The organism is Desulfitobacterium elongatum (genome assembly GCF_055378975.1).
Map to the genome: position 1 here is coordinate 2,545,033 of NZ_AP038772.1, position 13,160 is coordinate 2,558,192.

Sequence of the window (13,160 nt, forward strand, 5' to 3'; positions counted from 1 at the left end):
TCCACTTTCCTCTAAAACTTTTATAGACTAGCCCCCGCTTGGAGTTTATTCAACACATGTTGCAGCTTTTGGCAATCCGGGCACCGATGACCTAATCCGCTCTCTTGACAGGTATTGAGACAGTTATTACCTGATTTTAGAAGGATATTGATCTCGTCTCCAGTTAAATCGATGTTCATATGGGAAAACCTCCTTAGATTAATTTCCTTACAAGTTTCCCCATTTATATATATTACTCTTAAAAGCGTAAACCTAATCACTTACTTTATCTGACTTCTTGTAGCTAGATAGCGTTCCGCATTGACTGCAGCTATAGCTCCATCCCCAACGGCGGTTGCGACTTGGCGAACGGTCTTACTCCGAACATCTCCAGCCACAAAGACACCTTCGATATTCGTCATCATCTCATCATTTCCCTCAATATATCCCCAGTCATTCACTTTCAACTGATCTTTCAGCATTTGCGTCCGAGGTGTCATTCCGATATACACGAATACCGCACTAGCCTTAACCACACTCATTTCATGAGTCTTGACATCTTCAATCGTAGCTCCAGTTAAATGTTTTTCCCCAGCCAGTGAACGCACCTCGGAATTCAAAAGGATTCTAATCTGATTATTTGCTTTTGCTACTTCTTGAGCAGTTTTTGACGCTCGCAAATTCTCAGAATGGTGAATAATCGTAACGTGCTTTGCAAATCGAGAGAGGTAAACCGCTTCTTCCAGGGCAGAGTCCCCACCTCCGACAACAACAACATTCTCAGCATCTTGATACATTGCACCGTCGCAAGTGGCACAATAGTGTACTCCATTTCCACGGAAATCCGCTTCCCCTTCTATGGGAAGGCGCCGAGCCTCAGAACCTGTGGCAACCACCACGACAGGTGCACGATAAATCGCGTCTTCTGTCACAATTTCCTTAATTGCCTGGCTTAAGTCGATATCGAAGACCTCTTTCAGGTCATGAATTTCAGCTCCAAAGCTTTTCGCCTGCTGAATCATGTTTTCCATTAAAGCTTTCCCACCAAGGGTTCCTGGCGTACCAGGATAATTGGCTATGTGGTACGTAGTGGCTGCTTGCCCGCCCGGGAGACCTTCATCAATCACTATCGTCCTCAACTTAGCGCGAGATGAATAAATTGCTGTGGTTAAACCTGCTGGGCCGCCACCCAAAACAAGCACATCGGCTTCAATTACTTCTTTTTCAATTTGCTCATTTTCTATGCCTAGTAAATTCTCCAAAGTCACTCGCAATAGAGATTTAGCGATGTATCCGCCCAAGCGTTCGCCAACCTCTTGGCCATTTTCAAAGAAAAGAACAGTCGGGCTACCTTTTACCCCAAAGCGCTCTGCTAATGGACGGTGCATTTGGCGCATCATCTTGACGAACTTGACATGAGGGAATTTCTCAGCCATTCTTTCGTAAATTGGAGCAAGCTGTTCACAGGGGGGACAATCCTCAGAAAAGAAATCTAAGACTAACAAACCTTGATGATTCTTTAATTCATATTCAAATTCTTCTGTCGTTAAATGAAAAATAGTTTCATTCATATTACTACTGCTCCTTTGCACGTTAAAGTGTATTACTCAGATTAGCTATTATCCCTACTCACACTTTTATATATACCTATACCCCCTAAGGGTATCTAATGAGTATATAAATAATATATTCAAAGTTAAGTGATTTGTCAATACAACTTTAACTTGTCAGTGAGTTTGATCATGACATTTATGGCAAGAATCTGCTCCTTGTTCCTTCGGGTTTTGCTGACAATTACTTCCCAGGACTTGAGGTATATTGAACGTTTTTCCTGTGACACGACTCACTTGAAGCCACTCGTTTTCTTTATGACGTAGAAAGGGCAACTCTTCCCCCTTTTCAGAAAGGAGTATTTCATCTCCGAGTTCCGAGGATGGAAAATTCGTATTGGTGATTTTCTCTTCAAAAGCTACGTCTTGATGACTAACAATTTTTTTGGTTTGCGGAAGTTTTTCCGAGGTTCCGTGACAATCCATGCACTTAATATGCACTGCATCATATTGTGAGGTCCATAATTTGTTATCTCCCATGACATCCTGACGTGTATGACAGTCAATACAATCGAGGCTTACTTCACACTGAGCGAATATTTCACCCGGCAAGTAGTAATCTTGCACGCGATCCGAATTTGTAATTTCGCCTGCTGTCCAATCTCTGATTATCTTACTTTCATCCTCGCGTACGGTGAACTTCATATTGATGGGATCATGTGTTCCTTGATTATGGCATTGATTGCACTGCGTGTACGGAATTTCGGTCGTTAAACGATGTGTCATTCCACGTCCGCTTGTGTTGCCCTCTAGCGTAACGTCATCACCTGCGTAGTCATGTGTGGGATTCGTTAAGACATGACATACCTCGCAACCATTTCCTTCAGCGTAATTATGAGCGCTACTTAAAGCACTATTTTGGGCACTACTCCGATCATTTTGTGTAACAAAGGTAGGAATATTACCCCCACTTTGATGACATTGACTTAGGCAATCTTGCTTAAACAAATTTTCTTTGGGCCTTCCCTCTAAAGGATTGGGAAAAAGGAACGCAAGTTGTCCTTTCGTTAGATTGGGGACATCCTTGGTTTTATCTATACCTAACATAATGCGTATGGAACTTAACTCTCCTGCTTTCGTGGACATTATGGATGTCTTTACAAGGTCCACTTCATTTTTCTCAGTTTCTTGGTTGCCACTATGACACGACACACCATCTACGCCTGTTCCTCCACAGCTTAAAGTCACAGCATCTAACGAGCCAGGGTGACCTTTTCCATTCATTTGGGAATGTGCAGTTTCTTTGTCGAGTGACAAAGGATTTCCACCATGACACACTGCACACCCAAACGTATTACTAGGATGAGAATCCGAAATTTCTTCGATTCCAATATGGCACGTTTTACAACGTTCGACTTGACCATTAGGCAGGACGAGATTGATGATCTCAGGTTCTCGATTTTCATAACTTTCAATTTCTTGGTCAAGTTTCTTTTGGCCTTCTAAATCTTTTGCATAGCCCAACTCTACTTTTAAATGGGCGATTTGTTGTACAAAATACTTTTCCTGATATGTTGTCCAGTCCTTAGTGGACTCCTGTTTTACCGTAAGTATTACCATGAGGACGAGTAAAAGGCTTGTTAGTAAAAATAATTTCTTTTCCATAATTTACTTCCACCAAAATTCTTTCAGAAAGAACACCATAAGAAGAACGAGGGTACTGCCAAAGAGGGTTATAAAGACAGAGTGGCCGAATTTGACTCCGAAGCGGTCAACAAGCCACGGTAACCCCAAAAGTCCTGTAATAACAATCACAGGATAAATAATCGCACCTAACCACGTCGGAAGATAAAGCAAAAGGATTTGGATAGGGCCAAAAATCCAGGGTGCAACTGCGTGCCCGACGGCAGGTGCTAGATTGCTCGATCCAATACCTGGCGCAAACTTCAGGGCGAGCGCGGTACAGAAAATCAAAAATAACAGTGTCGCGATTCCCTCTTTTTCAACAAGCCGTTTTATAGGTGAACGTTCCATCAGGTCTCCCCCCTAGAGTGGGCGTACTCCCCCATCTTTACGGATACGCCAGAAATGATAAAGTTGTAATAAAAAAGCAACTAATGGAAACAGGAAACAATGCCAAACATAGACAATGAGAGTACTGCCCCCTAGAGCTGAAGGCCGACCCAATAGGATCTGAGAAATTGGCAGCCCTATACCCGGGATTAATTCTAAGATACTAACCGCCACAGTTGCTGCAGCACCACTTTCTTGGGAACCGCGTAGAAGGTATCCGGTGAAATCTAAAATTAAAACCAAAAGGAGAAGACCCACCCCCACAAGCCAATTCAACTGCTTGGGTGGCTTATAAGAGTGAGTCCAGACAACGCGTAGCATATGCAAGTTGACGGTGACAACCATAACTTGACCTGCCCAGAAATGGAGATTCCGTATGACTCCCCCGTAAGGGATAACAGATGCAAGATTGAGTATGCTATTGAACCCTGTACCTTCCCCAGGTTGATAATGGAACATTAATAGAAGTCCTGTGATCCCCAAGACTAAGAAGGCCAAAAAGGTTAATCCACCTAGACAAAAGGTATACACAAGGGAAAGAGCCACTTTGGCAACATAACGTGGTCTTATATGATTAAAAAAATTCGACTGACTTTTCATTTTGCCCGCGCATCCATTTCTACCTTTTTTGCAGTATTCACAATCAACGAACCATCAGGTTTAATCTCAACGGCCACGCGCGAAAGAGCCTTAGGGGCAGGACCTGAGGTTGGCCTGCCCTCCCTGTCATAGATACTTCCATGACAGGGACAAAGCCACTGTCCCTTTTCTGATTGATACTTAACCTCACAGCCTAGATGTGTACAGGTTGCAAGGACAGCCATACTACCTAGATCATCTCGTTTTACCCAAGTACGCGTATTCGCTACTTGTTGCCAGTCCGTGTTGATCTCCAACTCTTTATTATAAGTTACAATAGGGGATTGTGGCTGGTCTTCGTCACTTCTAAGATATTTAACCAGAGGCTCAAGCGACAAAACGCCAGTTGCTACGACTCCTACCCAAGCAAGGCGGAGAACCGTACGTCTGGTCCATTGATATTCCTTTGGCATCTCCAAGCGCCCCCCTTAAAACCAGCTGGACGATTGACCTGCATAGGTCATGACGTAACGCACGAAAAATCCGCCCAATAAGACCAGAAAGCTACTACTCAACGTAATTGGTACCGCCCACTTTACAGGAATTTTGCCTTTAAGTTCGAGTAATTCCAGTATTAGGGGCAGGATTAAGCCTAGTCCAACAATACAAAGCCAAAAAATCCAGGCAAAGTCACCAACTAACAAAGACCTAAACGCACTAGCTTCACTTAAAGAACTCGACCTTCCAAGGATAAACATTAACCCAAAAATTATACCTTCGACAACAATTAATATTAAATCAAATCGAACCAGAAAATTCAATTCTCCATGTCGGGCACGGTTTCTGCGACTGAACGAAGCCAGTAAAATTACAGCAGCTATCCCTGTAGACAAAGCTGACACAAAAAACAATACAGGAAGTAAGGGGGTAGACCATAATGCTCGTTTTGCGGCATTAAGAAGGATACCTGTGTAGGAGGCCACAATTACTGCCAAAACGGGCATGAATTTGGCAAATCGGTTCTTCCATCGTTCCCCGTTTTTCAGGCGTCCAAGGATTTGAACCTTTTCTGGAAGCCAGAGATAAAAGTAAATAAAGCTCAAACCTGTAAACAAAAAAATTGCCCAACTTCCATAGGACATAGGTGATTTAACTTGTAACGTGAGAAACAACTGGTAAAAGTTAAAGGGGCTTCCCAAATCCAATAACAACATACCGGTTCCCATAGCAATTGGAAAAGGTGAAATATAGGCACCCCAGCGACTAATCCGCTCAAACGCTTCGCCGCCACGAAGCAAAGCTATATTAGAAGTTAACATCGCTCCAGCGCTCAGTCCTGCGGTGAAGAGGTATATAACAATCATTAAACCCCAGGTTACTTCCACTAAGGATACCTCCTAGTTGGTTATTGATGTCCATGTTTAGCTGGACGAGTTCACTTTCCTTCAGGTATTTCGGGAACAAGTTCATCGATATAGTAAATGTTCGGTCCGGTTCCTAAGGGTTTTAATAACTGACGAGTCGGATACTTTGACAGTAACTTTGAAACGATACTCTCTGGGGCATTCAAATCGCCAGCCTGGCGCGCCTTGCCCAAACAAGTATGAACGCATGCAGGCTCTAGACCTTGCTCCAGACGATGTAAACAGAGTGTACACTTATCTGCCTTTCCCGTTACAGGATTAGGAAAACGCGCATTGTAAGGGCAGGCCGTTATACAGTATTTACACCCAATACATTTGCTGTCATCAACAATGACGATTCCATCCAGCCTCTTTTGAGAGGCACCCGTTGGGCAAACATCTACACAGGTTGGGTGATCACAATGCATACAATTTCCGGGTTCAAACATCTCCTTAACCTTAGGAAACAGACCTTGAACTCCACTCCCCTTTACCCAATTACGCGTGTGCCCGAGTGGTACTTCATTTTCGGCACGACAAGCCACCATACAAGCATCGCAATCGATGCAACGCGACGTAATAATGACAAACCCCATGCGCATTGTCATTTTCTTTCCTCCTAAGCCTTCCTCACTGAGACGAACGTTTCACTTAAAGCCGAACCCCCTGAAATAGGATCTGTGACTGTTTTGTGCAAGGCTGAATCACTTGCCCCTAGACCATAGGCCACTTTTAATCCTTTGCTGATGTGCCCAAAGCCGCCAACCATAAATATACAATCGGGGCGGATCCCCTCTGTCACATTGACCTTAATTTGAACTTTTCCAACCTCACTCTCGATAACCACGTCATCATCCGTTTTCACACCAAGCTTTTGAGCAACTGAGGTATGGATTGTTGCCTTATTCTCAGGATAAACCTCTAAAAGCCATCGATTATTCTGGGTAAACATCTGAGTGTGTTGGGCCGTTTTTCCCGTGAGGAGGTAGTATTGATCTGGGTTGGGCCGTGGCGGCTCGTCCCAAGTAGGTATTGACTTCTTCCCCATTTGCGCCATGATACTTGAAGAGATTTCGATCTTGCCACTACTCGTTTGGAATTCAAAGTCTTTATAAAAATCTTTTTTAAAGTTCTTTTCTTCGTAATGTCCAGCTTTCTGTAATTCCTCAAGGCTTACCTGAAAGGGTTCTAATTGCAAATTGAGCAAATCCTTTTCATCTTTATAGGGTAAGAATTCCCCAAGCCCGAGCTTATCCACTAACTCCTTATAAATCATCAAGCTGCTTTTTGTATCATAAAGAGGCTCAATTACAGGCTGACGAATAAAGATTTTATTGCCAATTGGAATCAACCCGTCATAGCGTTCTAGATAACTGGATTCCGGGAGAATGACATCGGCATAATAGGCAGTATCATTTGCTTGAATATCAATTACGCCCACAAAATCTAACTTCATCAGAGCGTTTATGGTTTTTTGACGTTCGGGAATAGAGAGCACGGGATTTTGGCGCGAAATGAGCCATCCCTTAGCCTCGTAAGGTTTACCGGTCAAAATATTATCTCGCATGGTTTGGATAACCCCGTAGGATAAGGGAACCAGAGGATATTGCCAAGGCACCCCATCTAGGCGCATACCCTGAGCAGGTGGAAACGGAGGATGAGAAAGGACTCCGAGTTTAACGGTATTGATTTCCTGATCTGGAATTAATCCACCCGGTTGCGCCCAGTTTCCGATTAAAGCATTGAGAACTGCAATGGCTCGTTCCGTTTGAAACGAATTAGTGAAATTCGAAGTACGCCAATTTGGATGAGCGATAGCGGCAGGAGCAGCCGCTGCAAAATCATGGGCAATCCGCCGAATTGTGTCTGCCGAGATCTCACACTTTTTCTCTGCCCACTCGGGGGTATACTCTTTGACCTCGTTCGCTAAATCCTCAAATCCTTGAGTGTATCGATCTACGAACTCTTTGTTATAGAGATTTTCACCGATGATAATATGAATCATCGCCAGAAAGAAAGCGGAATCTGTTCCCGGGCGAACAGCTAACCATTCGGTAGCCTTCGCAGCAGTCTTGCTGAAGCGGGGATCAAGAACTATGACCTTAGCTCCCCTGGCAATCATCTCAATCATTTCCTGGGTCTCATTATTAGAAATCCCTTCGGCCAGATTTCGTCCAGTAAAAATGATATACTTACAGTTACTGTAATCCGTCCCTGGCTGTGGTACCCCATAGGTATACAAGAATCCTGTTGTCATCGCATTAAAGCATAAGCTTCTTTGTGTCCCATAGTTAGGTGTCCCGTAAGCCTTTAAAAGGATCTCGAAAAACGGTTGGGATAGATTATCCGTGGAATTGAACATCATTGCTTTAGCGCCATACTTGTCTTTAATCTTATTCATCTGGTCAGCAGTATAGCTTAAGGCCTCATCCCAGGATGCCTTACGCCATAACCCGCTTCCCCGTGCTCCAGCCCGAATGAGCGGAAACTTAATTCGATCTGGGCTATATAGCGTTTCGATGCCTGCATTTCCGCGGGGGCATAGTTTCCCGAGGTTATTTGGATGGTTAGGATTCCCTTCTAATTTTTTGACCTCGCCATCAACTATCTTTGCAATAACCCCACAGCGCCAAACACATTGTTCACAGATGGAGTGTATATACTTTGTATCCCCAGGCGTTGACTGAACGGTGTTATCTGCACCCCAGCTTATATTCGGTGATAAGAGAGTTTTTCCAGCCGTTGCTCCGAGAGCTGCAGCTCCAACTGCACCTTTGATAAACGTACGGCGACTGAATAATTGGTCCCAAGTATAAACTTTGGACACCTTTAAACCTCCCTTCCTTCAGAACTGAGATTCTCTAGTTTGGCTTCACTCGATTGTTCTGCAATTTTTGAACCGATATAGAATACTAGCGTAAATAAGACAAAGAGTGTAATAAACAACCAGTGATTCACCTGAAATAAATCTTCAAGTGTCTTTTGTCCGTAAGAAGCCATGGTAGAAATTTTTAGAAAGATAGAGGGATAAGTAACACCAAAAATAACCCCTCCCGTGAGAAAGCCTAAAAGTCCCGGAATCAAATAGTCTAAATTTCCCTGACCACAACCTGTGATCAACGTACCCGGTCAGGTGCCAGCTAAGGCCATACCTGCGCCAAAGAGCAGTCCTCCAATGAGATTACCTACGATATAAGTCGATGGTACTTGATCCAGCTGGATCAAGCCCAAATCCTTTAAGGCATAGATACCAACTAGACCCACAGAAATGCCAGTCATCATGAACTTCATGATGGTGTTATCCTTAAAACGGAACTGATTGACGATACGATGATAATGTCCAAGCCCAGCCTTCTGGAGTGAAAACGCAAAGAAAAATCCAATAACTAAAGGCACGATATACGCTGTCATTTAATAATCCCTCCCGTATAAAAGCTTCGTTGTGATAATGCCGGTAACAAATAACCCTCCAATGAAAATGAGCCCCGCTGGAGAAAGTTGCATCGTTCCGGAAATGGCCAAACCACTAGTGCACCCACCTGCAATCCCCGCCGCGAACTCGAGGATGATTCCTCCGATAAAAATCATGAACCAGCGTTTAGCTTTACTCGGTCCAAATTTTTGAGTCCATTGCTGATCTGGCATCATCCTAAACTTGAAATCCTTAGACCATTTGCTTGAAACAAAGGCACCCAAAAGCATACCGATAAATAAAACAACTTGAAAGGAGATAACAGGTGGCATCTGGTATTTAAAATACATCGAATTCGCCCAGCTTAGGTGAAATATATTCGCTAGCATGCTATCGATGCTTTCTATTCCACCTGAAGACCCAATCGTCTTATCTGCCAGAAGATAAGATGCTGTAGCCGTTATCCCTAACAGCACGCCCGCAACCCAAGGAGACCACGTTTTTCTCTTCATAAGTTGATTCAAACCCACTTTTTTCCCTCCTTCTAATTACCTATTTCTTATCCATTTCCCGAAGCTGATTTAGAGCCTTTTCCGGCAAATGTGAGACTACTTCTAAGAGCTGAGCGCCATCTTCACGCTGAAGAATACTTTCTAGGGCTAAGATCGTTGACATGTCACTTTTTTCTAAACGCGTTAGTACCTCTTGTGCTTCAATCGGAAGTGAATTCAGGGAGATTACTTTTCCTTTTCCTGAAAATAGCGTCCAAAGCCACAGTCCTTTTTTCCATCGCAGAAGAAGTACCCCTAAAATAAAGAGCACAAAAACATCTATAATTCCAATCGCCCATGCTAACCAAGGCGTTTTGTCTTGTAAATATTTATTAAAATCAATTAAATCGAAATTCGAGCTTGCCCCTGGGGGCACTTGAGTAGCCGCAGCTGAAGGAGCCGTTGTTCCAGCTGAATCCCCGGGACTATTCCCTGCATTGGGCGATGGGCTTCCTGCGCTCGAAGCTCCGGTGGGGGCAGCACTTGACGCTGAACCGCCATACTTCGCAACGCGTGTAGCGGTATCTGAAGGATGACAGGAAGAGCAGGATTGATCCGATTGAGCTAAGGGCTTAGCAATGACGCCTGCATGAGCCTTCGTTTTGTCATTTTCTGTTGCTACCCCTAGGTGACAGGCTTGGCAAAAGTCTCCAAAGGCGTGCTGTACGTGCCAATCCCCTTTTTTTGAGACGGGATCTTCACCTTTAACCTCATGACAAGTTTTACAAGATGAGGTTGATGCACCACAGGCTGCTTGAGCCGTTTTTTGTGGTACTAAGTAATAAGAACTTGCTAGAAAAACACTGAATAGACAGAAAAACGATAAAAACAAAATCCACTTTTTTTTATTCACGTTCTCTCAACACCTCACATCATTTATTGGCTTAATAACTTGATGCGCTTAAATCAATAGATCACCCCCCTTGACATTGTCTAATATAGCGCTCTACCGAGGATCACAGTTTTCATCAAATTGATTTAGTTGGCCTTATAGCAAAGAATCTCCATTTGAACATGTTGGTCTTTTCACATAAATCTGGTATGTGGTATTGGGTACAGATAGAAGGCCCTCCTTTTCCCCCACCCCCTAGGGAGGGGGTTACATCAAATATACCTCTGCTTTATAAATACGTCAATACACTATTACGACTTATTTTCAGCTATTTTATTATATTTGGAGCATCAACATAAATCTAAAATTAAAAGAGTGCCTCCATACAGAAGCACCCTAATCTCGCCGAAATTTATAAATAAAGTCAAAGTTTATTGGTTTAATTTCATTAACCTTTCAACTGCTTTATTCATGACATCCTGCTGATTCTCGCCTTTTTCCATAGCCTCAATCAAACATGTACTAGCGTAGTGTTGAGCAACAACGACAGAAACCTTTTGCACTGCAGAACGAATAGCGACCAATTGAAGCAGAATCTCATCGCAAGTCTTTTCTTCTTCGATCATCCGCTCAACAGCTGCAACATGCCCCCTAACGGTTTTAAGACGAGTCAATATTTTCTTCGTTTCATTAGGATCTATACTTGCCATATCTTGTCCTACTTTCTTTTACACACTCCCCTGACCCTCAAAGTTTCAGGATGTTTCCCAATCAACTCGGCAACAGTACCCATAATATTTAAGCCTTTTTCCTTCATCAAATACAGAATCACCACATTCTCTATCTTTTCAGATCCACACCAATGATTATAACCCAACTATATATTCAAGCACAAAGTTTCTCAATATTTTTATTGATTCTTAATTCTGAAAAAGTCCTTTCGTTGCTTATTTTGATTCTTCCTCAAAAGATTCTTTAATTTTATCAAAATTATAGTCAGGAGCCAGTTTACTGATATCTTTCATTTTCGTTTCTGGTGGAACATTGTTAGAAATTTTGAATTCATAATAAAAATCTTTGATATTCAAATTAGTAGCTTGTGCTGCTTCGTTAATTGTCATATATCCTTTGACTTCATCAAACCCAATAACTTCTCCTGTCTTCAATTGTTCAGGTATGACTTGGTAAATACCTACAGCCTGAAATATTAATATTGAGCCAAAGAACAGAGCCATAACCAAAATAATTACTATTATGGGCTTAATGCTCTTTTTACCTTCTTTATTTTCAAGAGCCCCCGATACTGGACAGCTTAGAATACAGGTCTGGCAATTGATACATTCTGCTGTCGTAACGTTAGAACTGTGCTGGACATCAATATTCACTGGGCAGACTCTATTACATTTTCTACAATCTATACAGAGACTCTCGTTTCTAACGACCCTAAAAGGACTCAATTTTCCTAGAATTCCATAAAGAGCTCCCATAGGACAAAGGTACTTGCAAAAAAAACGGTCATAGAGAAGTGAACCCAGAATTGAAATCATTAATAATATCAAACCTACTGCATATTCCGACCATACACTTTCTAAGCCTGCCGAAAGATGATTATAAGCAGCCCATGGGTCATAAGGTGACATCCAAAGACCTGCAGTTTTCCAGGCATAAGCTACTGTCAATATGAGAACAACATATTTCAAATACCTTAATGGTTGATCCACCATAACGGGTAGTATGTATTTTCTCTGGAATAATTTCTTTCCCAGTTTCCCTGAGTATTCTTGAATTACGCCAAAGGGACATATCAGGCCACAAAAGCTACGTCGAAACACTAGAGCTAAAATAACCGTTATTCCGAAAAGAATCATCGTGCCTGCGAAAATTTTACTGATGAAACTCCCCGTCGCAAACAACTGAAATATACTTTCTAAGCCACCATAGGGGCATAAAGCATGAGCTGAAGGAGCTTTTCCTCCACCCAACACTTGATGCATGGAACTTTCAAAAGTTACATAAGCCAGGATAAGGAAAAGTAGAAGCAGTCGTAACCATTGTATCCGCATATTTTCTTTCATATAATCCTCTCCTCATACAAATGACGAGTATATCGATAGTCCATTGCTCCATAAGACAATAGCTGCAAAGCTTAAACTTCGCTTTGCAGCTATTCCTACGAATTTATATGTTAAAATCTACTTCCCACACCTGCTCCGTAACCCATTCCTCGGCCAAAACCTTGTCCTCTACCTTGTCCATTCATCATTCCATTACCAAATCCAGCGCCGCATCCCATTCCAAATTGCGCATTACCGATTCCATAACATGTTGTCTGATTGTTTTCGATAGCACTGTAAATCGCATCTGCCTGTTCTTGTGTTAGATTTCCCTCTTTAACACGCTGGTCTAACACCGCTTTTTTCTGTTCCAGAATTTCCTGTTTAAAGGGGTCGAGCTTCCCAGCTTCATCGGCAATTGTTCCGTAGGTTTTACCCGTAGCTCTTTCAGCACTTACCTCTTCAACCGTTTTTCCAGTCAGGCCGGAGACAATCTCCGCGGGTGTCTTCAATTCGGCAGCATAAGCTGTTCCAGCTACTCCGAGAATCCCCAATGTTGTAACCAAAGCAATAAGTTTTGTCTTGAGTTTCATACAATACACTCTCCTTTTTATTTTCGGTTGTTCCCTTCAACCTTGATTGCATTATACGAGGCAATTATGGCAAAACTTTGTCAAAAGTTCGAAACAAATTTGTCATTTTGGTTTTCATACTTTTGTAACAATTT

15 protein-coding genes are annotated in these 13,160 nt (G+C 42.6%); all 15 read right to left on the reverse strand.

Annotation, left to right across the window (positions count from 1 at the left end; genetic code table 11):
• Positions 1-20: 20 nt before the first annotated feature.
• The 15 genes from ACZ42W_RS11925 to ACZ42W_RS11995 all read right to left on the reverse strand — a co-directional run bounded on the left by ACZ42W_RS11925 (position 21) and on the right by ACZ42W_RS11995 (position 13,026).
• Positions 21-179 (reverse strand): hypothetical protein, encoded by a 159-nt coding sequence (locus ACZ42W_RS11925; RefSeq protein ID WP_464165575.1) that lies wholly within the window; start codon positions 177-179, stop codon positions 21-23.
• A gap of 81 nt (positions 180-260) precedes the next feature.
• Positions 261-1,550, reverse strand: coding sequence for an FAD-dependent oxidoreductase (locus ACZ42W_RS11930; protein WP_464165576.1), 1,290 nt, complete (start codon positions 1,548-1,550; stop codon positions 261-263).
• A 156-nt stretch (positions 1,551-1,706) separates the two neighbouring features.
• Positions 1,707-3,194 carry a hypothetical protein gene (locus ACZ42W_RS11935; RefSeq protein ID WP_464165577.1) on the reverse strand — a complete coding sequence of 496 codons (1,488 nt, stop codon included), beginning with the start codon at positions 3,192-3,194 and terminating at the stop codon, positions 1,707-1,709.
• 3 nt (positions 3,195-3,197) lie between these two features.
• Positions 3,198-3,563 (reverse strand): hypothetical protein, encoded by a 366-nt coding sequence (locus tag ACZ42W_RS11940; RefSeq protein WP_464165578.1) that lies wholly within the window; start codon positions 3,561-3,563, stop codon positions 3,198-3,200.
• 12 nt (positions 3,564-3,575) lie between these two features.
• Positions 3,576-4,202, reverse strand: a complete 627-nt coding sequence (locus ACZ42W_RS11945; protein WP_464165579.1) for a cytochrome b N-terminal domain-containing protein — start codon at positions 4,200-4,202, stop codon at positions 3,576-3,578.
• A complete protein-coding gene (locus ACZ42W_RS11950; protein ID WP_464165580.1) occupies positions 4,199-4,654 on the reverse strand; it encodes a QcrA and Rieske domain-containing protein in 456 nt (151 codons plus the stop codon). The genes ACZ42W_RS11945 and ACZ42W_RS11950 overlap by 4 nt, the downstream gene beginning before the upstream one ends.
• Positions 4,655-4,669: 15 nt before the next feature.
• Complete coding sequence (nrfD, locus tag ACZ42W_RS11955) at positions 4,670-5,566, reverse strand: NrfD/PsrC family molybdoenzyme membrane anchor subunit (RefSeq protein WP_464165581.1); 897 nt, start codon at positions 5,564-5,566, stop codon at positions 4,670-4,672.
• Between the two features lie 50 nt (positions 5,567-5,616).
• On the reverse strand, positions 5,617-6,192 hold the full coding sequence (locus ACZ42W_RS11960) for a 4Fe-4S dicluster domain-containing protein (protein ID WP_464165582.1): 576 nt from the start codon (positions 6,190-6,192) through the stop codon (positions 5,617-5,619).
• Positions 6,193-6,203: 11 nt separating this feature from the next.
• Positions 6,204-8,411 carry a molybdopterin-dependent oxidoreductase gene (locus ACZ42W_RS11965; RefSeq protein ID WP_464165583.1) on the reverse strand — a complete coding sequence of 736 codons (2,208 nt, stop codon included), beginning with the start codon at positions 8,409-8,411 and terminating at the stop codon, positions 6,204-6,206.
• 2 nt (positions 8,412-8,413) lie between these two features.
• Entirely contained in the window at positions 8,414-8,995 is a 582-nt protein-coding gene (locus tag ACZ42W_RS11970) for a YeeE/YedE thiosulfate transporter family protein (RefSeq protein WP_464165584.1), read from the reverse strand.
• Positions 8,996-9,526 carry a YeeE/YedE thiosulfate transporter family protein gene (locus ACZ42W_RS11975; RefSeq protein ID WP_464165585.1) on the reverse strand — a complete coding sequence of 177 codons (531 nt, stop codon included), beginning with the start codon at positions 9,524-9,526 and terminating at the stop codon, positions 8,996-8,998.
• Positions 9,527-9,548: 22 nt separating this feature from the next.
• A complete protein-coding gene (locus ACZ42W_RS11980; protein ID WP_464165586.1) occupies positions 9,549-10,400 on the reverse strand; it encodes a cytochrome c3 family protein in 852 nt (283 codons plus the stop codon).
• 410 nt (positions 10,401-10,810) lie between these two features.
• Entirely contained in the window at positions 10,811-11,089 is a 279-nt protein-coding gene (locus tag ACZ42W_RS11985) for a metal-sensitive transcriptional regulator (RefSeq protein ID WP_464165587.1), read from the reverse strand.
• Between the two features lie 237 nt (positions 11,090-11,326).
• The gene (locus tag ACZ42W_RS11990) at positions 11,327-12,454 is read right to left on the reverse strand and encodes a 4Fe-4S binding protein (RefSeq protein ID WP_464165588.1); all 1,128 of its coding nucleotides are present in this window, start codon (positions 12,452-12,454) and stop codon (positions 11,327-11,329) included.
• 110 nt (positions 12,455-12,564) lie between these two features.
• Positions 12,565-13,026: a DUF2680 domain-containing protein gene (locus ACZ42W_RS11995; protein WP_464165589.1), complete on the reverse strand. Its 462-nt coding sequence runs from the start codon at positions 13,024-13,026 to the stop codon at positions 12,565-12,567.
• Between the last annotated feature and the right edge of the window lie 134 nt (positions 13,027-13,160).

What these genes read in the sequence shown, in the direction of transcription:
- ACZ42W_RS11925 (WP_464165575.1), bottom strand. Translation starts at nt 179, where the DNA reads ATGAACATCGATTTAACTGGAGACGAGATCAATATCCTTCTAAAATCA.
- ACZ42W_RS11930 (WP_464165576.1), bottom strand. Translation starts at nt 1,550, where the DNA reads ATGAATGAAACTATTTTTCATTTAACGACAGAAGAATTTGAATATGAA.
- ACZ42W_RS11935 (WP_464165577.1), bottom strand. Translation starts at nt 3,194, where the DNA reads ATGGAAAAGAAATTATTTTTACTAACAAGCCTTTTACTCGTCCTCATG.
- ACZ42W_RS11940 (WP_464165578.1), bottom strand. Translation starts at nt 3,563, where the DNA reads ATGGAACGTTCACCTATAAAACGGCTTGTTGAAAAAGAGGGAATCGCG.
- ACZ42W_RS11945 (WP_464165579.1), bottom strand. Translation starts at nt 4,202, where the DNA reads ATGAAAAGTCAGTCGAATTTTTTTAATCATATAAGACCACGTTATGTT.
- ACZ42W_RS11950 (WP_464165580.1), bottom strand. Translation starts at nt 4,654, where the DNA reads ATGCCAAAGGAATATCAATGGACCAGACGTACGGTTCTCCGCCTTGCT.
- ACZ42W_RS11960 (WP_464165582.1), bottom strand. Translation starts at nt 6,192, where the DNA reads ATGACAATGCGCATGGGGTTTGTCATTATTACGTCGCGTTGCATCGAT.
- ACZ42W_RS11985 (WP_464165587.1), bottom strand. Translation starts at nt 11,089, where the DNA reads ATGGCAAGTATAGATCCTAATGAAACGAAGAAAATATTGACTCGTCTT.
- ACZ42W_RS11990 (WP_464165588.1), bottom strand. Translation starts at nt 12,454, where the DNA reads ATGAAAGAAAATATGCGGATACAATGGTTACGACTGCTTCTACTTTTC.
- ACZ42W_RS11995 (WP_464165589.1), bottom strand. Translation starts at nt 13,026, where the DNA reads ATGAAACTCAAGACAAAACTTATTGCTTTGGTTACAACATTGGGGATT.